Genomic DNA, 17,899 nt, shown 5'->3' on the forward strand with positions numbered 1-17,899 from the left:
TGGCAGTTTTAACTACATATTTTACAGCTAAATCAAATGTCAGAGGGAGTCCCCTTTAAATAGATGTATGTTTTCCAGTTCATACAAATAAACAGGCATATCCGCCAATGACTACCAAACGACGTTTTCCTCTTATTTATCTACCGTGGTACAATAAGTTACTATCGCGTAGTTTTACGGATTCTGAGGAGGCGTTGTGCTTGGATATCAAACGAATATTAGTGACAGGTCGAATGTATAAAGAGCTAGAAAAGCTTGCTTCAATGGACACGAAGAGGGAGTATCTGTTTCTACCAGAGACGGAAGTACGTCCGAATCACTTCAATTGGGCAGATGGTTATGTGGCATTCAAACCGACAGAGTCGTTTCAATTCGGTAACTTGCAGTGGGTTCATGCGCTTGGAGCTGGCGTTGATGCATTTTTATTCGATCGCAAATGGAAAATGGATGTCGTGTTAACGCGTACGGTCGGCAGTTTTGGACGGAAAATAGGGGAATATTGCCTAAGTTATCTACTTGCCGATCTACAACGTCATGATAATTTCCAGCATGCACAAACCCAAAGACAATGGCTACCATCGCAGCAGAAGCTACTGCATGAATTGAACATCGTTATTTTCGGAACAGGTACGATCGGCGAGGAAGTGGCGAAGATGCTTAGCGCTTTTGGGGTAAACGTATACGGAATATCTCGCAGCGGCGCAGCGAACTCTCATTTTAACAAGGTCCTACCGATTACCGAGGTGCACACCGTGTTACCACAAGCCGATTGGGTTATTAACACTTTACCCTTAACACTAATCACGGAACGTTTATTTGAAAGAAACTTATTTTGCTACATGCAGAGTGCTGGCTTCATTAATGTCGGTAGGGGAGCTTCGGTGGATGAGAATGCACTACTGGAAGCGCTTGAACAGGGACAAGTGCGTAGAGCTGTTCTTGATGTGTTTAGGGAGGAACCTCTGCCCGAAAATTCGCCGTTGTGGGCTCATCCGAACGTGGTCATTACTCCGCATATTTCAGCTGTTACTGGGGTGGATGAAGCAATTGAAGGACTGCTCGCAGTGCTTGGAGAAATGGATAATGGACAAGAGAAAGTTAGCCAATCGGTGGACGTAAAGCGAGGATATTAGGTCCTATTAAAGGAGTATCACAGCACAGAAATGAGCCCATCTAACCGATCTACTGGAAGGTTTCGATGCCGGTGCAAATGATTACAACGTTAAACCGTTCACTCGGCATGAACTGTTGGCCCGAGTTGGTATTCAACTGAAGCTGTCACGCTTCACGTTGGAGCTCAAAGAAGGACTCACCAACGGAATTCGCCACGGCCGCTGCAAGAGTTTCAAGTTTAAGTTGACGCCTCGTGACGACAAGTTGATCTTTTCGTTATGGAACGACAGTGAGCGCTACGAGGCGACTGCTCTGGGCTTCGGTTTACAGTCGATGATGGAGCGAATCACACAATTAGGTGGCAGTCTTCGGATATCTGGGGACGAGGAGCAAGGTACGAGCGGATGTTTATTGATGATTGAGTTGCCAGTTGTAGGAGTAAAGTAGTAGAGAGGCGAGATAGTCGAAATAATCGACTATCTTGCACTTCCACGTCACCAATTCGCAAAAAGAGGGTGTCCCCCGCCATTTACTTGGCTAGGGACACCCTCTTTCCTGAAAGTAGTACGGCATACCAGCAACTACGTGCTGCGTTAGCCTAATGAATCCCGATATACGAATCGGCATTCTTAATTAACTTTACCCTTGTGCTGCCTCGCGCTCCAGTTCCTTGCGAACAATTGGCGCGACTTTCGTGCCGAGCAGCTCGATCGTGCGCAACAATTCATGATGTGGCAGGGTGCTGACGTCCACATGCAGAAGGAAACGTGTTATGCCGAGGTTCTTGCGGAGCAGTACGATCTTCTCCGCGACATACTCAGGATCGCCGACGTACAGTGCACCGCGCAGGCTTCTTGCGGCATCGAACGTATCACGCGTGTAGGGTGCCCAGCCGCGCTCACGGCCAATCGTGTTCATCATGGCTGCCGTTGCAGGGTAGAACAAGTCGGCGGCTTTCTCACTAGTATCCGATATAAAGCCGTGCGAATGCGTCGCGATCTGCAGTTTGCTTACGTCGTGTCCCGCCTTAGCGGCCGATTCCTTATAGAGGTTGACTAACGAAGCGAACCTCTCCGGCATGCCGCCAATAATCGCAAAGACAACAGGCAGTCCTAGTATTCCCGCGCGAATCGCTGAATCCGGATTTCCACCAGTTCCGATCCATACAGGTAATGGCTCTTGTACAGCTCGCGGATAAACGCCTAAGTTGTTAAAGCCAGGGCGATGTCCGCCTTTCCAGCTTACTTTCTCTGATTCGCGGATCGCGAGCAGAAGCTCCAGTTTTTCCTCAAATAGACTATCGTAGTGATTCAAGTCATATCCAAATAGCGGGAAGGATTCGATGAAAGATCCGCGGCCCGCCATAATTTCTGCACGTCCATTGGATAATCCGTCTAACGTGGAAAACGCCTGATAAACGCGTACTGGATCATCCGAAGATAACACGGTCACAGCGCTCGAAAGCCGGATTTGTTTGGTTGTGGAAGCTGCTGCTGCCAGAATAACGGCTGGCGCTGAGCTCGCATAATCCGCTCGATGATGCTCACCAATGGCATAAACGTCTAGGCCAACCTGATCGGCCAAATTAATTTCCTCTACCGCTTGGCGGAGCCTTTCGGCGTGCGAGATGCCATTAGCTCTCGGAGCAGCCTCGAGAAACGTACTTATTCCTATTTCAATAGTTGAAGTTGTATGGTTGGACATAGTGAATCGCTCCTTTCAGGTTATAGATATTATACTATATTATATATTGTAACTCAACAAAAGTAAGCGAATATCATAGCAGCATTAACACAATCTCCAGTTATCTAGTACTGCAAGAGCGAAAAAGCTTTACAAATGTCTAAAAGTGATGTGTGATAATACATGTTGTATATCAAATTCACATATCGCTCAGGAGGTTAAGTATGCAAACAGGAAATCGCATGTTTCGAACAGAAGTGGTAAATGGGTGGGGACGACTTCCGGAAGGTCAGACTTTTGGTTATACGCATGGCATTGTTGCCGATTCGGAAGACAATATTTATGTACTCCATACAGGCGTGCCGAATATGACGGTATTCAGTCGTTCAGGCGAATGGCTCAAATCGTTCTCTGTAGAAGGTATTGAGGCCAATGCACACGGTTTATACCTCCATAAAGAGCATGACGGTGAATATTTATACATGACGGATTGTGGACTTGGGACGGTAGTCAAAACGACACTTAACGGTGAAGTCCTTCTTCGTTTGACTCCACCTGATCTAGGTGACATTTATTCTGATGAAAAAAAATATAAGCCAACAGATCTAGCTGTTGCACCAAATGGCGACATATATGTGACAGACGGCTACGGTCAGCATTGGATTCATCAGTATAATGCCCAAGGAGACCGAATCCACTCTTGGGGTGGAACAGGAAGTGAACCAGGTTTACTGAAATGCCCACATGGCATTTCAGTCAAACTCACAGGAAGCGAACCTGAGCTTTATGTTGCTGATCGAGGGAATCATCGCATTCAAGTATTCACACTGAGTGGAGATTTCAAGCGATTTATCGATAACGATATGGATATGCCATGCTCTTTCTATTTTCATGAGGGGCTCATGTTCTTCCCTGACCTACATAGCAGGGTGACTGTTTTCAACTCGGAGGATGATTCGCTTGTCGCTCATCTTGGTGAGGATCAATTAGCCTACAAACAGCAGGGTTGGCCTAATTTGCCCAAGGAATACTATCGGGATAATCGTTTCAGCTCACCTCATGGTGTTTGCGTAGATTCATTGGGGGATGTCTATGTTGCCGAGTGGATAATCGATGGCCGTATAACGAAGTTACGTCGCGTATAACGACATAAGACAAAAAGAAGTGCTGCCTTGATCGAGGCAGCACTTCTTTTTGTTAAGGTTGTGACGTTCAATCCAAGTATCATTGTTTTTAAAATATACTATCAGGCACGTAATAAAGCTTCTGCGTATTCGTTTTATTAACAGGGTCTGCCACGATAATAAAATAAACATTATTGTTTTTAGTCTGTACACCTTCGATTTCGTGGGTCCCCACGTTTGTGATTTTAACAAGGGTTTTGTATGTGCCTGTGTTTGACATCATAGCGATTTGTGGAGTTTCACCTTCCCCACCGCCAGATGTGTATATTTCTGTGTTATCGAGCATATCAGCACCTTGGAAAGAATCATTTGGTCTCACGATTGCTGTGCCTGACTGCGTAAAGCTGGAAACACAGGCGCTTACTGTCGCAGCACTGTCCATTTGTACGAGTTCATTGTTGTCGAGCAATTGATTCAATGCTACCGTGTCATAAATGGACCACGTAACGGTTCCTTCTTTTGTTTGGACACGGAAGATTGTATGCGTACTGTTGCCGCCGGCATCAACACGGTATGTCTCACCTAGACTTGTACCAGTTGTATTGGCGTAATTCATATAGGAGAAGCGGTGTAAATCGGTATAATCATATGTCGTGCCAGCTGCGTATTGAAGTCTAGCTACTTGGAGTGACCAGTAATTACTAGTTGAGAAATCTGCTTTCGAACTGAAATAAAAATAATTGATACCATTGTATGTGTACATATCAAGGGTTTGGCAATGACCGGCATTTGTAACGGTCATTTCGTCAACATACGTTGCGTCACTTCCGTTAATAAGCAATCTTGAAAGATAGCAGTTTCCCCCAGACCGCTGAGTTACATAGAGATAGGTTGAAGCAATGTAAGCTTTTTGAACAGCCAGGTTGTGATTAAGTCCTTTGAGGTTATAAGCAAGTGTAGCTGATGCATTTAACGTATTTTGTGGCGTTGCAGCAAATACAGGCCCGACATACATGGCCGAAATAAGAATGGAGAGAACGATAGAAAGGAGTAGTTTTAATCGGTTTTTACCTTGAATCATACAGAATACCTCCTTTAGTATGCAAACCTCATCAACTCGATTCAACGCTACATGATACATATCCTCTAGCTGTAAAAGTGTACCACCTCCTTGACAGAGACCCGGTAAAAAAATAAAAACCCGAACAATAAGATATGCTCGCAAGCGAGCGAATCAAATTGTTCGGGTTTTCTCAAGGACTCCAACCGTCACATTTAGAATTCAGTAAAGAATAAATGGTAAGCGCTTCCAAAGTGCTTACAAATTCATCCTAACAGGTTCTTTGTAGAAAGTCAACGAGCCATAGCGAAGGTGTTTGTTCACACATTCACAAAATACATTCGATAACTTTCAAATGTAGATGTCAGTTCGTATTTTGAACACCCAGTCGGATAAGTAAAGGTTATTAGTTTCGATTTTGATGACGATGTTCATGTTTTGATGGGTATTCAGAGGATAGGATATCGGAACATAATTAAGGCGTGCCCTCTTGTCGGAGGCGATCGAGGGTTTTCATTTTTGAAACACGAGGGGGCAATCGAATGGCTAGAATCTGTATTGTTGATGATGAACCTATCATCGGTGTTGGCCTCAAAATTCTTATCGGGGAATATAACCGGTTTAGTGAGATCGATACATTTACTGACGGTGAGTCAGCATTGTCGAACATTATAGCCAACCCTCCTGACGTTGTGTTGACAGATATACGAATGCCTCGAATGGATGGTCTAGAGCTTTGCCGACATATTCAGCAGCTAAGGCTCCCCACCAAAGTTGTCGTGCTTTCCGGGTACGGGGATTTTGCCTATGCACAAAAATGTATGTCGTACGGCGTACAGGAATATCTACTGAAGCCAATTACTGAAATTGAGCTTTTTCCAATATTGGATAAAATGCTTTCCATGCGGGAAGCTGCACTTATTTCCTTCACCCATTTTGAACAGTGGATCGATCATTTAGAGGAAGCGACTTGGATCATGGACAGGGTACGGGTCGATGAATTACTTGAGGAGGGCAGACGGGAGTTGTTCGATGTTGATACGGAGATCCAACAACACCTGCGAGTATCCGACGCTGTCAGGCTGCTTCACAAGAAACTGAATGCTAGAGGGGCTTACAGGATTGAGGTGAAACCGTTTGTAGAGGAGAGTACAGGCATCACGATTACGTACGAAAGGTTTCAGTCCGAAATAAGAAGCTGGATTCAGCGACTGAGCGAGTATCGCAATCATGAGAGAATCGATGTATTGGAGGCTGCGATTCAATACATTGATGAGCACCTATTCGAGGATGAGCTTTCACTGGAGAAAGTTGCAGGGAAGCTAGGATTAACACCGACCTATTTCAGCCATTATTTTAAGAAACATACGAACGAAACCTTCGTGCAACACCGGATGCGCAAACGAATCGATCGAGCTAAACAACTGCTTGCCGTACCTCATTACAAAATTATCGACATTGTAGCTGAAGTTGGTTACGAGAGCTACCCGCATTTTACCAGAGTATTTAAAAAGGCAACTGGATATTCCCCCACCGAATATCGCGGACTGCTCGGGATTAAGTAATGAATAGCAGACTTGTACGTAAGGTTTACATCTACTTCGTCATCATTATCACATTAGCTTTGGTAACGGTGGGAGTTACCGGCTATTGGCGGTCGTCCAACGAACTGGAGAAGCAGTATGAAGGGCTATTGACTCAAATCGTTGATAATGTCCTACATGAAACTGATCTATTTCTGAAAAGCTATGAGAGGGCAACACTTTCTATTCTAATCTCACCTGTAGTTAAAGAGGCTCTAGATCTGCCATACCATGCCACTTCTGGATTTTATTCATCCGAACTTGCGATGAAGGGAGTATTTCAACCCGTTCTCATTAACAACCCTGAAATCTCAATGACATACATAGTCGGTTATAACGGGTTCCAGGCAACGGATTTTAATGCACACATTGTCCCTTTTAATTACAAAGGTTTTGATGAATATGTCGAACAGATGAAGGAAGACGATACGATTAATGGGAAACTGACGATCAAAGATTCCGGATTTCTGGACGGTCATCTCACACTGATTCGCAAATTAGCGGATAGAACCTCATCAACTACTTTTAAAGGACTTATGGGTTTTGAACTAAAGATAGGGGAGTTAAACACGCTCTGGAAGGGCATCAAACTCGGAAACTCAGGGTATTTTTTTATCGTAAACGATCGTGGGAAAATACTGTATCATCCGGATTCGAACCGGGTCGGGAAACAGCTTGATGGTATGCATTTCAATACGGTTGAAGCCAAAACAAATCAAGTATTTGAATTGCCCGGAGAACCGGGGAGGGTATTCTTTAGTCGAAAGTCTGACTACTCCGGATGGACACTAGAGGCAAGTATGTCGATTTCTGAACAACGTCAGCCTATTTCAGACTTGCGGCAAACGATATTAATTGTAGGCATCATCACCTTATTCTTGGCCACATTCCTAGCTTATCGTTTCGGTCAATCGATTGTTCGTCCAGTTCGTCTACTAGAGAATGGGATGCGTCAGACGGCAAAAGGGTTATGGACTCGAGTACCTCTTACTGGAAGTCTTGATGAAATGGATCAGCTTATTATCAGCTACAATACGATGGTCTCTAGGCTCGAAGAGCTTGTTGAGCGAGTTTACGAAACCGAGCTGCGCAATCAGGATAATTTAATGAAACGGCAGCAAGCCGAGTTTCAATCGCTGCAATTACAGATTAACCCACATTTCTTGTACAACACGTTGGAAATCATTATTTGCTACGCCGTCATTCAAAAATCAAGCGAAATCAAAGACATCGTTCGTTCTCTGTCGTACATGCTGCGTTATTCCATCCGCACGGACTTGGAGGAAATTACGGTGGCGAATGAGCTTAAACACATTCTGTACTTCATGTCGATTATGAAATATCGCAACCAACGCGAATTCGAGATTGATGTTCGGATCTCTACGGATTACTTATTGGACAGCATGGTTCGCTTGACGCTTCAGCCCTTGGTCGAAAATGTATTTAAACATGCATTTCCCTATGGGATCGAGGATACGCACACGATAATTATTGACGCATGGAAGGAGGAAGCGGATTTCTATGTCGTCGTACAAGATAATGGCTGCGGCATTGACGCGGAATCCCTTCAGCAATTAAACACACGACTCCTGAACAGTCGACAAGAGAAGCTGGTGGATTCGCAACCCACATTTGAAGGCAGCATCGGGCTGCTTAATGTACATAACCGGATTCAGATGGTGTTCGGGCAGCAATATGGTCTTTCTGTTCAAAGCGAGCAGGGGATCGGTACGAAAGTTACGATTCATATGCCATCTTCCAGTGCAAAAAAAGTCATAGCAGTGTAAATGAACACAATGCTCGGCACACCTCGCTTTTTGTATGCTGTATACAGAAGTACAATACACATACCGAGTTATGGTCATCGAAATAGGGAGGGATTTATGGACATATCGGCTAGCAAGAGTGACACACTGTCTACAGTTGTCGTTAAAAAGGAAAATTACTTGTTTAGGTTTAAGAAAAATGCATCTAACCATTGGCAGCTCTATGTGCTGATGCTGCTGCCAATTATTTATTTGATCATTTTCAAGTATGTGCCGATGTATGGCGCTTTGATTGCGTTCAAAAATTATCTTCCGACAAAAGGTGTCTGGGGCAGTGAATGGGTGGGACTGAAGCATTTCGATCGCTTTTTTCATTCTTATGAATTTGTTCGGATTATGAAAAACACAGTCTTGCTCAGCATCTATAGTTTACTTGCGGGGTTTCCGTTCCCCATCATACTGGCGCTTTCTCTGAATTACGTCAATTCTCGATTCTTTAAGAAATCCGTGCAAATGATCACCTATGCGCCGCATTTTATTTCCGTGGTCGTTATGGTAGGTATCATTTTGCAAATGATGGACCCTCGGGTTGGCCTCATTCAAAAGATTATGAAATTTATCGGACTCCCTACCATCAATTTCATGGGCATACCCGAATGGTTTTCACATGTTTTTGTCTGGTCCGGTATTTGGCAGAATGTTGGATTTTCTTGCATCATTTACTTGGCAGCGCTTGCAGCCGTTGATCCTTCGCTCCATGAGGCTGCTGTTGTGGATGGAGCCAATAAGGTACAACGCATGTGGCACGTGGACATTCCAGGTATTCTGCCGGTTGCCGTGATTCTGTTAATCATGAACACCGGACATGTGTTAGACATCGGCTTCGAGAAGGTGTTGCTGTTGCAGAATCCACTGAATATGAGCTCATCTGAGGTCATCGATACCTTTGTGTACAAAGTCGGTTTGGCTTCAACTGCAATCAATTATTCCTATTCATCTGCCATCGGGTTGTTTAAATCAGTTATTAATTTGATCCTGCTGGTTCTGGTTAATCGGATAGCTAGACAATTAGGGCAAACCAGTCTGTGGTAAAGGAGGCGCGTCAATGACGGGAAGCATTAAAGAAAGTACGGATGACAGGCTTTTTACAATAGTGAATTACATCATCTTATTCATTTTTACAATTACGATTCTTTATCCGCTGATTTACATTGTTAGTGCTTCGTTCAGTTCATCCACCGCGGTTATTTCCGGCAAAGTCTGGTTGTATCCGGTTGAGCCGACGCTAGCGGGGTATGAAGCCGTATTTAAGCATCGTTTGATTATGTCGAGCTTCTTGAATTCTGTATTTTATACCGTAGTGGGAACGACAATTAATGTCCTGTTTACACTCATTGCGGCGTATCCGCTTTCCAGAAAAGATTTTATGCCACGCAATGCAGTCATGGCTTTGTTCGTATTCACCATGATGTTTTCAGGGGGATTGATCCCGTCTTATCTGGTTGTGAAGGAGCTCGGTATGATCGACACCAGGTGGTCTTTAATTATTCCAGGAGCACTTGGTGTTATGAATATGATCATTGCCCGTACGTATTTTCAAACGACTATTCCCGAAGAATTGCTTGAGGCATCTCAAATGGATGGCTGTAGTGATTTTACGTTTGTACGAAAGATCGTACTTCCATTGTCAGGCCCCATCATTGCTGTGATTTCCTTGTTTTACGCAGTTGGACATTGGAATCAATATTTCAGCGCATTGCTTTATTTGAAACATCAGGAGTTGTACCCAATTCAATTGGTGTTAAGGGATATTTTGGTGCAAAACGAGGTCGACGCGTCGATGATAACCGACATTGCTGATCAAGCGGCAAGAGATGGTCTGCGGGAGTTGTTGAAGTTTTCCCTTATCGTCGTGTCTACGCTTCCCGTGCTCATCATCTATCCGTTCATACAAAGGCATTTTGTCAAAGGCATGATGATTGGCTCATTAAAAGGCTAAAGGGAGGTTTTCACATGAAAAGAGGGTTAAAAGCATTAGTAGCAATTACGGCATCGTCAGTAGTACTCCTAAGCGCTTGTTCGGACAGTGGATCGAAGGAGGCTGCCAAACAGACGGAAGCAATAATCGATGATCAAGTAACGCCAGCTGGTCAATTCCCGATCACGAAAGAAAAGACAACGCTCAAAGTTATGGTAAAAGGCTCCAGCATTGTCGAAAACTTCGCAACAAATGAGTTCACCAAGTGGCTGGAAGAGAAAACAAATATTCATATCGACTGGGAAGTCGCTCCGGAAAAAACGTTTGCAGAAAAGCTTAACGTTTCACTCGCAAGTGGTGATTACCCTGACGTGCTGCTTAACATGAGTGTATCACCGGTTCAGCAATCGATATATGGGAAAGACGGCGTCTTTATTCCGCTGAATCCCTACATCGACAAATATGGTGTCGAAATGAAAAAGATGTTCGAACAGGTTACTTATGTAAAAGATCTGATTACGATGCCTGATGGTAAAATTTATTCCGTCCCACAGGTAAATGATTGTTACCATTGCTCGCTTGGTCAAAAAATGTGGATTTATAAACCATGGCTTGACAAGCTTGGATTAAAAATGCCAGAAACGACGGAAGAGTTTTATCAAGTACTTAAAGCTTTTAAAGAAAAAGATCCGAATGGCAACGGTAAAGCAGATGAGATCCCACTTGTTGGTGCCACGAATGGACCATCCTCGACGTTAGATCTTTTCCTGCCTAGCGCTTTTATCGAGAAGGATTTCAACTTGCGCTTTGTGAAGGATGGAAAAGTTCAAGTTGCCTATAATCAACCAGAGTGGAAAGAAGCTTTGAAGTACTTGAATAAAATGTTCGCCGAGGGCTTAATTTCTCCGCAAACATTTACACAAGATAGAAACCAGCTGAAACAAATGGGGATGAACCCGGAGATTCCAATCCTGGGAGCTATTGCGTCACAAAATCAAACGGTATTTGTCGAAGTTGATAACGCGAGATTCAAAGATTACGTCTCCGTTCCACCTCTCAAAGGGCCGACGGGGATACGTTCTACGGCCTACAATCCTTATGCGGTTTCAGCAGGTCAATATGTCGTTACGAATAAAGCGAAAAATCCTGCTGCCGCATTCCGTATGGCTGACTTGCTGCTTTCGGAAGAAGCGACACTCCGCAGTACACAGGGACGTCCAGATCAAGAGTGGGTGCGTCCAGCCCAAGGCGAGCTTGGCGTTAACGGGAAGCAAGCGGTATGGAAACCGATCGTATCGTTTGGTAAGCTGCAAAACATACATTGGGCACAGGCAGGGCCGTCACTTCGAACAAACGAATTGCGATTAAGCGTGGCAGCAGATCCGAAAAATTCACTTGAACTTATCTTATATAATGAAACGAAAAAATACGAACCTTTTGGAACTAATCCGAGCAAAATTGTACCACCATTGTTTTTCACCAACGAACAGGCCGAGGAGCTTTCCACGCTTGAGAAGACATTGACCGATTACAGAACTGAATTTTTCGCCAAAACAGTTACTGGTTCGTTGGACGTTGAGAAAGAGTGGAACAACTACTTAAGCACACTGGATAAAATGAATATTAAGCGCTATTTGGTGATTTATCAACAAGCCTATGACCAATTTAAAGCCAAGAAATAGACGACATCCAGCTCATACAGAATGATGTCGCAAGGGAGTGAGTGTGGAACATGCATGAGAAAACTGTAGTGAATTATTTGGCTGATAGACCTCATGTCGTTTTTCTTATAGCAGACGATCATCGTGGTGAAGCTATCGGAGCTTTCGGCAATGAAGCTGTACAGACGCCGGTGTTGGATTCGCTGGTCACCAGCGGAACAGCATGTCGGAATGCGCATATCTTCGGTGCTTTAACCGGAGCGGTTTGTGCGCCGAGCCGAGCATGCGTCCATACCGGTATTCCGCTCTTCCGAGCGACGATCGGCAAGGATATGATGAACCGGGAACATTCGAGCGTAATTCGCTCGGATGTTCGGCTCATGCCGCAGGCGATGCGCGATGCTGGGTATTACACCCATGCGGTTGGCAAATGGCATAACGACAAAGCTAGCCTTACCCGGAGTTTCGAGGGGGGCGATAAGCTGCATTTTCACGGGATGAGCGATCATACCCAGGTTCCTGTATATGATTATGACCCGACAGGGCTATATCCGAAGGAACTGGAGTATATGGAACATACGTTCTCTAGCGAACTATTTACCAACGCAGCCGTTAACTTTATCGAGGAGTATCTGGATGAGAAGCCGTTTTTCCTGTATGTCGCATATACGGCGCCGCATGATCCACGAACAGCGCCTGAACCGTATGCAAGTATGTACAACAAGTCTAATATAACGCTACCTCCCAATTTTGTGCGAGAACATCCCTTCGATACAGGGGATATGGTCGTGCGGGACGAAAAACTTGCGGGATGGCCGAGAGACGAGGCTGAAATTCGGCAGCATATGGCCGATTATTATGCGATGATAAGCCACTTGGACGCGCAGATTGGTAGGGTCATTGAAGCGCTGAAGGCGAAGGGCATTTATGATAATACACTCATCGTATATACGGCGGACCACGGTTTGGCCGTTGGGCAACATGGATTGATGGGCAAACAAAACCTTTACGAGCATAGCGTGCGCATCCCGCTTATTTTCCGTGGACCAGGTGTACCGCAAGGCAAGCAGGTGCATGCGCTGGCAAGTAATATCGATATTTTCCCGACAGTTGCCGGGCTATGTGAGGTCGACTTGCCAGAAGAAACCGAAGGCATATCGCTGCATCCAATCTTTTCAGGTAACAGCGTTGGTGATCGTGGAATCGTAGGCTCCGTATATCGAGATTTGCAGCGAATGGTAACGGACGGTCGATGGAAGTTGATCCGATATTATCGCTCGCCAATTACAAACACAGGGACAGAACGAATCCAGTTGTTCGATCTACAAGACGATCCATGGGAAACACAAGACTTGTCCGCAGAGCCTCAGTATGCCGAGCACATCGTACGGCTTGCCTCCGAATTAGCAGCATGGATGCATGCTTCCGGTGATATTTTGCAAGATAAGCCCGTGATTCCAGTTCCCGTATAGATTGAAAGGTGAAATGAAATATGCATACAATTGAAATCAATAACGCTTGGTTTCGGGGTGCCGTTTCCATTGAAACGAATGAAAACGGACTTCAGCCTTGGCGCTTGCCTCACGATCAGCTCCGCTTTTTTGCATCTAAAATAGTGGAGAAAGCAGGAGAAGCAGCGGGTGTAAGGCTTGCCTTTCTAACCGATTCCACCTCAGTGGAGCTGCATGTCGCTACAACGGAACAAGATAGACAATTTGACATCGTTATTGAAGATGAATTCATCGGGACCAAATCACTTCTTGCAGGTGATGACAGTTGTTTATTTACAAACTTACCAGGTAGTAGGAAGCGTGTTGAATTATATTTTCCGCAAAATGCTGCCGTCATGGTGAAGGCAATAAAGATCGATGTCGGAACATATGCCGTTCCTGCGCCAAATAATCAACCGCGGTGGGTTACATACGGAAGCTCCATCACACAATGTACCACTGCAGAAAGTCCAGCTCAAACGTGGCCGGCAATCGTTGCACGCCATAAAAGTTGGGATCTGACCTGTTTGGGATTCGCTGGACAATGTCATTTGGAACCCATGGTTGCTCGTGTCATTCGTGATCTTCCAGCTGACGTCATCTCCTTGTGTCTCGGCATTAATGTAATGGGTGGCCATAGTTTAAATATCCGGACCTTTCGTTCTGCCATCATTGGCATGGTAGCGATCATTCGGGAAAAGCATCCCTGCACGCCGCTCTATTTATTTTCTCCTATTTATTGTCCACACAGGGAAACGGACGAGAACGTAGTAGGGATGAACTTGGTTACAATGAGGAAGGAAATCCAAGAAGCGGTGAATATCCTAACTTCTTACGGGGATTCAAATCTTACGTATGTAGACGGCTTGGATATCATGGGAGAAGCCTTTGTCGAACACCTTCCAGACCGGCTACATCCGAATGCAGAAGGCTACAAATTGATGGCTAATCATGTACTCGGAAAATTAAACGATAGGAGTCATGAGAATGGTTAGAAAAATGTCAGTTCCCCCCATGCAGTTGGTTGATTATGATGGCGAAGGTACGCAGTTATGCGCTGTTGTGGAGGCGATTGGGAATATCACGTTAAAAAGAGCACTAATTCCCGAGCCTGCTGAAGGGGAAGTACGGGTAAAGGTGAAATGGGTTGGTATTTGCGGCAGTGATGTGGAAGTATTTCGCGGGGCTCGTGAGCCGGAGTTTGTCTCATATCCAACACGGCTTGGCCATGAAGTGGCCGGTGTTATTGATAAAGTAGGACCCAATGTCATCGGACTCAAGGTGGGGGATCCTGTCGCACTTCGCTATATTTGGGGTGCCTTTGCTGAATATGTTTGCTGTACGCCTTTTTCAGTAAAAGTTCTTCCACAGGCACTTCCTCTCATTGAAGGATCGCTAATTGAAGTACTTCCGGGCATTATTCATGCAGCAGAGCTTGGCGATATTTCCCCACATAAAAACGTGTTGATTACCGGACAAGGCGTCAGTGGCCTTGTGATGACACAGGTAGTTAGCCTGTATAGTCCACGTAACCTTGTGGTAACGGATTTGTTCGAGGAGAAACTGGAACTGGCTCGCAAGTATGGAGCAACCCATACCTATAAACTTCCGTCATCGGACGCGAGTACAATGGATATACTGGGCAAAGACTTCCCAGAAGGTTTTGATGTCGTCATTCCCTGCTTGCTAGAAGGGGATGGGATGGTTGATGCCATCGATGCGGCTTCCCAGAATGGGCGCATTATCATGTACGGATGTATCGGGACCTGCCATAAGCCAGTCGATTTCTTTAAAGTACATAAGAAGAGACTCGATATCTTCTCAACGGAACCGAAGCGAGATATCGATAATCGCCACTATTTCGACAAGGGACTTCAACTTGTTCTGGATGGATTGGTCAATACAGAGGAAATGATTACGCATGTAGTCCACTTAAGTAACATTTCCGAAGCGTTTAAGCTGCGCAATGAGCATAAAGGCGACACGATCCATGTCATGATCGATTGTGAAACGAACGTTTAGATGTGAGTGATTCAAAAAGCCCATAATGACCCGGTTGCACGCTGCCCGGTATTATGGGCTTTTTTTGTAACGTAATTGTACGGAACTGTGACATTCGCCTATCTCCAGAATAGTTTAATGTAAGACACGGAGAATTCTTCTAGGAGTGAACATATGACTAAGATCAAAAAGCTTTGGAAACCAGCCAGTATTCCAGTGTTGTTGGCGATGTAACGCTTAGTAAAAATGTCTATATCGCACCAAATGCTACATTACGTGCAGATGAGGGAACGCCTTTTTATATCGGCGAGAATACGAATATTCAAGATGGGGTCGTCTTACACGGACTCGCTCACGAATATATCTTGGTCGATAGCAAAAAGTACTCGATCTACCTCGCTAACAGCGTTTCCATCGCTCATGGAGCCCTCATTCTTATCATCTATTATTTGGCGCAGAGCGGTGTTCCTGTGGCGTTGCTTATGAACGTAATTTTTTATTGAAAAAATGAAGTTATCCTTTAAGGTCACAACCAAATTAATCATTTAACTGGCTGCCATTCTTCAGTGGTAAAATAGGCAAGAAATGGATACCCTATTGATAAACACAGCGTTTTTGGATTTTTGAAGTTCTTTATGCTTCCACTGAGAGAGTGTGCTAAAATATGGATAGAGCAACTTCATGCTCTGCGTATCCAAGCACACAGCGTTTTCCAAAATATTTATTCGGGAGGTACTAATATGGATGATTATTTTTTGGTTAAAGATGGTCGAATTGTACGCTGGGACGGGCTAACACTAGGAGGAACGAAGATCCGAGCGGATGAGCTAGTAGAGTCCTTTGGACGTAAAGCTCTCGAGGAAATCGAACGCTTTGGATTTTACTCCATTAAGAAACCGTAACAAATTACCGAAATAACAATATCTCAAACATAGCCGCGTACAACGCGGCTTTTTATTATGACACAAGGTGACATATTCGAGGTCTATACTAGGTGGTAGTTCAACGAAAGGAGCAACAAACTCTTGAAACGGAAAATAGTTTTAGATTTAGCAGTTACATTAGATGGTTTTATTGAAGGGAAAAATGGTGAAGTAGATTGGTGTATAATGGATCCTGAAATGGGATTTATTGATTTTTTAAACGAAATTGATACCATCTTGTATGGCAGAAAAAGCTATGATTTATGGGGACAATATACGCCAGAAGTGGAACATGCGGATACCGAACAAGAAATGTGGAGCTTAGTTCATAGTAAAGAAAAATATGTCTTTTCCAGGACACCAAAAAGTACAGATCATAAAGCAATCTACATCACTGATAATATTTTTAAAGAAGTAGCTAGATTAAAAAATATGCCTGGTAAAGACATTTGGCTTTATGGTGGAGCAAGTCTAATTACAACTTTTATCAATTTAGGACTTGTTGATGAGTTTAGATTGTCTGTTCATCCCGTTATTTTGGGAGAAGGAAAGCCGTTATTCATTGATATTAAACAGAGGTTAAATTTGAAAATAGTGAGTACAAGAACGTTCTCCTCCGGCGTTGTGCAACTCATTTATCATTTGAGTGGGAAATAATTGATAAAGTAGACTCTCAGCCATCCTTGTATCAAGTTGTTGGGTTCAATGAAGTGTTGAGGAAGTACAAAGATAGGAGACTAATGTTGGAAAAACTAAAATCTCTAAATTACCCAGGAAAGATTTATCTTATTATTTTCCTGTGTGTTGCTACTTTGATTAGTTTAATCAGTGTCTATAACATTCAATCTCCATCAGGAAATAGACCTTATTTATTTATCTTTTGGGATACATTTCTTGCATGGGTACCTGTAGGAATTGCCGTAATTTTAGATCTACTATTTAGTTATACCCGTAAGAAAATGCGTGCATTAATTTTGATGTTGATCGGTGCCTCATGGTTTTTCTTCTTTCCCAATGCTCCATACCTTGTGACGGATTTACTTCATGTATTCGCGCGCTACAGCTTTGACCCTGCCAAGCGATTTTGGGCAGATATTGTGTTCTGGCAGCATTTATTTACTATATTCACAATTGCTATGCTAGGGCTTTTACTCGGATCAATTTCGCTTTTTTCCGTGCAGAATTTGGTGAGAATATCATTTGGAGTTATTGCTAGCTGGATTTTTGTGATTTTCGTTCTTCTTTTAAGTAGTTTCGGAATCTACATTGGCCGATTTGTTCGATGGAATAGTTGGGATGTTATTATGCGACCAGGTTATATTCTGAAAGAATTATTTATCATGTTAACGGATACAAGTAAGCTATCTCATATTTTCACTTTTTGTAAGTTCATGTTTATGGTCTTAATCATTAGTTACGTACTGTTCTATGTCATAACTAGAGTTAGGAAATTATAGTTTAACTAACTGTTTTTTACGATATAATATAACCCAGATACATACCAATTAAGAACGACC

17 protein-coding genes are annotated in these 17,899 nt (G+C 43.9%); 15 read left to right on the top strand and 2 right to left on the bottom strand.

Annotated features, from left to right (window positions below; genetic code table 11):
• The first annotated feature begins 200 nt into the window (after nt 1-200).
• Both ASL11_RS27200 and ASL11_RS27205 read left to right on the top strand, forming a co-directional pair.
• Nucleotides 201-1,133, top strand: coding sequence for a D-2-hydroxyacid dehydrogenase (locus tag ASL11_RS27200; RefSeq protein ID WP_056621741.1), 933 nt, complete (start codon nt 201-203; stop codon nt 1,131-1,133).
• 115 nt (nt 1,134-1,248) lie between these two features.
• Nucleotides 1,249-1,560 carry a hypothetical protein gene (locus tag ASL11_RS27205; RefSeq protein WP_157257066.1) on the top strand — a complete coding sequence of 104 codons (312 nt, stop codon included), beginning with the start codon at nt 1,249-1,251 and terminating at the stop codon, nt 1,558-1,560.
• Nucleotides 1,561-1,752: 192 nt separating this feature from the next.
• Here the strand turns inward: ASL11_RS27205 and ASL11_RS27210 are convergent, their stop codons facing one another.
• Nucleotides 1,753-2,817 carry an LLM class flavin-dependent oxidoreductase gene (locus tag ASL11_RS27210; protein ID WP_056621745.1) on the bottom strand — a complete coding sequence of 355 codons (1,065 nt, stop codon included), beginning with the start codon at nt 2,815-2,817 and terminating at the stop codon, nt 1,753-1,755.
• Nucleotides 2,818-3,020: 203 nt separating this feature from the next.
• On the opposite strand from ASL11_RS27210, the gene ASL11_RS27215 reads away from it, so the two are divergent.
• Nucleotides 3,021-3,941: a hypothetical protein gene (locus ASL11_RS27215; RefSeq protein WP_056621747.1), complete on the top strand. Its 921-nt coding sequence runs from the start codon at nt 3,021-3,023 to the stop codon at nt 3,939-3,941.
• Between the two features lie 88 nt (nt 3,942-4,029).
• On the opposite strand, the gene ASL11_RS27220 is transcribed toward ASL11_RS27215, so the two are convergent.
• Nucleotides 4,030-5,001 (bottom strand): helveticin J family class III bacteriocin, encoded by a 972-nt coding sequence (locus tag ASL11_RS27220; protein WP_056621749.1) that lies wholly within the window; start codon nt 4,999-5,001, stop codon nt 4,030-4,032.
• Nucleotides 5,002-5,522: 521 nt separating this feature from the next.
• Here ASL11_RS27220 and ASL11_RS27225 point away from each other — a divergent pair.
• The 12 genes from ASL11_RS27225 to ASL11_RS27275 all read left to right on the top strand — a co-directional run bounded on the left by ASL11_RS27225 (nt 5,523) and on the right by ASL11_RS27275 (nt 17,839).
• Entirely contained in the window at nt 5,523-6,545 is a 1,023-nt protein-coding gene (locus tag ASL11_RS27225; protein WP_056621751.1) for a response regulator, read from the top strand.
• Entirely contained in the window at nt 6,545-8,350 is a 1,806-nt protein-coding gene (locus tag ASL11_RS27230) for a sensor histidine kinase (RefSeq protein WP_056621752.1), read from the top strand. Before ASL11_RS27225 ends, ASL11_RS27230 begins: the two co-directional genes overlap by 1 nt.
• A 96-nt stretch (nt 8,351-8,446) precedes the next feature.
• Nucleotides 8,447-9,421 carry an ABC transporter permease gene (locus ASL11_RS27235; protein WP_082595866.1) on the top strand — a complete coding sequence of 325 codons (975 nt, stop codon included), beginning with the start codon at nt 8,447-8,449 and terminating at the stop codon, nt 9,419-9,421.
• Nucleotides 9,422-9,434: 13 nt separating this feature from the next.
• On the top strand, nt 9,435-10,328 hold the full coding sequence (locus ASL11_RS27240; RefSeq protein ID WP_056621755.1) for a carbohydrate ABC transporter permease: 894 nt from the start codon (nt 9,435-9,437) through the stop codon (nt 10,326-10,328).
• Between the two features lie 14 nt (nt 10,329-10,342).
• Entirely contained in the window at nt 10,343-11,989 is a 1,647-nt protein-coding gene (locus tag ASL11_RS27245; protein WP_056621757.1) for an ABC transporter substrate-binding protein, read from the top strand.
• A 50-nt stretch (nt 11,990-12,039) separates the two neighbouring features.
• Nucleotides 12,040-13,440, top strand: a complete 1,401-nt coding sequence (locus ASL11_RS27250) for a sulfatase-like hydrolase/transferase (RefSeq protein WP_056621759.1) — start codon at nt 12,040-12,042, stop codon at nt 13,438-13,440.
• A gap of 20 nt (nt 13,441-13,460) precedes the next feature.
• Nucleotides 13,461-14,453 carry an SGNH/GDSL hydrolase family protein gene (locus tag ASL11_RS27255; RefSeq protein ID WP_056621761.1) on the top strand — a complete coding sequence of 331 codons (993 nt, stop codon included), beginning with the start codon at nt 13,461-13,463 and terminating at the stop codon, nt 14,451-14,453.
• Entirely contained in the window at nt 14,446-15,480 is a 1,035-nt protein-coding gene (locus tag ASL11_RS27260; protein WP_056621763.1) for a zinc-dependent alcohol dehydrogenase, read from the top strand. The genes ASL11_RS27255 and ASL11_RS27260 overlap by 8 nt, the downstream gene beginning before the upstream one ends.
• Nucleotides 15,481-15,653: 173 nt before the next feature.
• Complete coding sequence (locus ASL11_RS27265; RefSeq protein ID WP_056621765.1) at nt 15,654-15,962, top strand: hypothetical protein; 309 nt, start codon at nt 15,654-15,656, stop codon at nt 15,960-15,962.
• Between the two features lie 237 nt (nt 15,963-16,199).
• The gene (locus ASL11_RS36780) at nt 16,200-16,361 is read left to right on the top strand and encodes a hypothetical protein (protein WP_157257067.1); all 162 of its coding nucleotides are present in this window, start codon (nt 16,200-16,202) and stop codon (nt 16,359-16,361) included.
• Between the two features lie 123 nt (nt 16,362-16,484).
• Entirely contained in the window at nt 16,485-17,039 is a 555-nt protein-coding gene (locus ASL11_RS27270) for a dihydrofolate reductase family protein (protein WP_056621767.1), read from the top strand.
• Between the two features lie 83 nt (nt 17,040-17,122).
• Entirely contained in the window at nt 17,123-17,839 is a 717-nt protein-coding gene (locus ASL11_RS27275; RefSeq protein WP_063795693.1) for a DUF1361 domain-containing protein, read from the top strand.
• Nucleotides 17,840-17,899: the final 60 nt, after the last annotated feature.

This window comes from Paenibacillus sp. Soil750, assembly GCF_001428045.1.
GTDB classification, from domain to species: Bacteria; Bacillota; Bacilli; order Paenibacillales; family NBRC-103111; genus Paenibacillus_E; species Paenibacillus_E allorhizoplanae.

Bases quoted from the DNA above. Each gene is read 5' to 3' on its own strand.
- ASL11_RS27220 (WP_056621749.1), bottom strand. From the start codon at position 5,001: ATGATTCAAGGTAAAAACCGATTAAAACTACTCCTTTCTATCGTTCTC.
- ASL11_RS27240 (WP_056621755.1), top strand. From the start codon at position 9,435: ATGACGGGAAGCATTAAAGAAAGTACGGATGACAGGCTTTTTACAATA.
- ASL11_RS27275 (WP_063795693.1), top strand. From the start codon at position 17,123: ATGTTGGAAAAACTAAAATCTCTAAATTACCCAGGAAAGATTTATCTT.
- ASL11_RS27245 (WP_056621757.1), top strand. From the start codon at position 10,343: ATGAAAAGAGGGTTAAAAGCATTAGTAGCAATTACGGCATCGTCAGTA.
- ASL11_RS27210 (WP_056621745.1), bottom strand. From the start codon at position 2,817: ATGTCCAACCATACAACTTCAACTATTGAAATAGGAATAAGTACGTTT.
- ASL11_RS36780 (WP_157257067.1), top strand. From the start codon at position 16,200: ATGGATGATTATTTTTTGGTTAAAGATGGTCGAATTGTACGCTGGGAC.
- ASL11_RS27260 (WP_056621763.1), top strand. From the start codon at position 14,446: ATGGTTAGAAAAATGTCAGTTCCCCCCATGCAGTTGGTTGATTATGAT.
- ASL11_RS27225 (WP_056621751.1), top strand. From the start codon at position 5,523: ATGGCTAGAATCTGTATTGTTGATGATGAACCTATCATCGGTGTTGGC.
- ASL11_RS27230 (WP_056621752.1), top strand. From the start codon at position 6,545: ATGAATAGCAGACTTGTACGTAAGGTTTACATCTACTTCGTCATCATT.
- ASL11_RS27235 (WP_082595866.1), top strand. From the start codon at position 8,447: ATGGACATATCGGCTAGCAAGAGTGACACACTGTCTACAGTTGTCGTT.
- ASL11_RS27215 (WP_056621747.1), top strand. From the start codon at position 3,021: ATGCAAACAGGAAATCGCATGTTTCGAACAGAAGTGGTAAATGGGTGG.
- ASL11_RS27255 (WP_056621761.1), top strand. From the start codon at position 13,461: ATGCATACAATTGAAATCAATAACGCTTGGTTTCGGGGTGCCGTTTCC.
- ASL11_RS27250 (WP_056621759.1), top strand. From the start codon at position 12,040: ATGCATGAGAAAACTGTAGTGAATTATTTGGCTGATAGACCTCATGTC.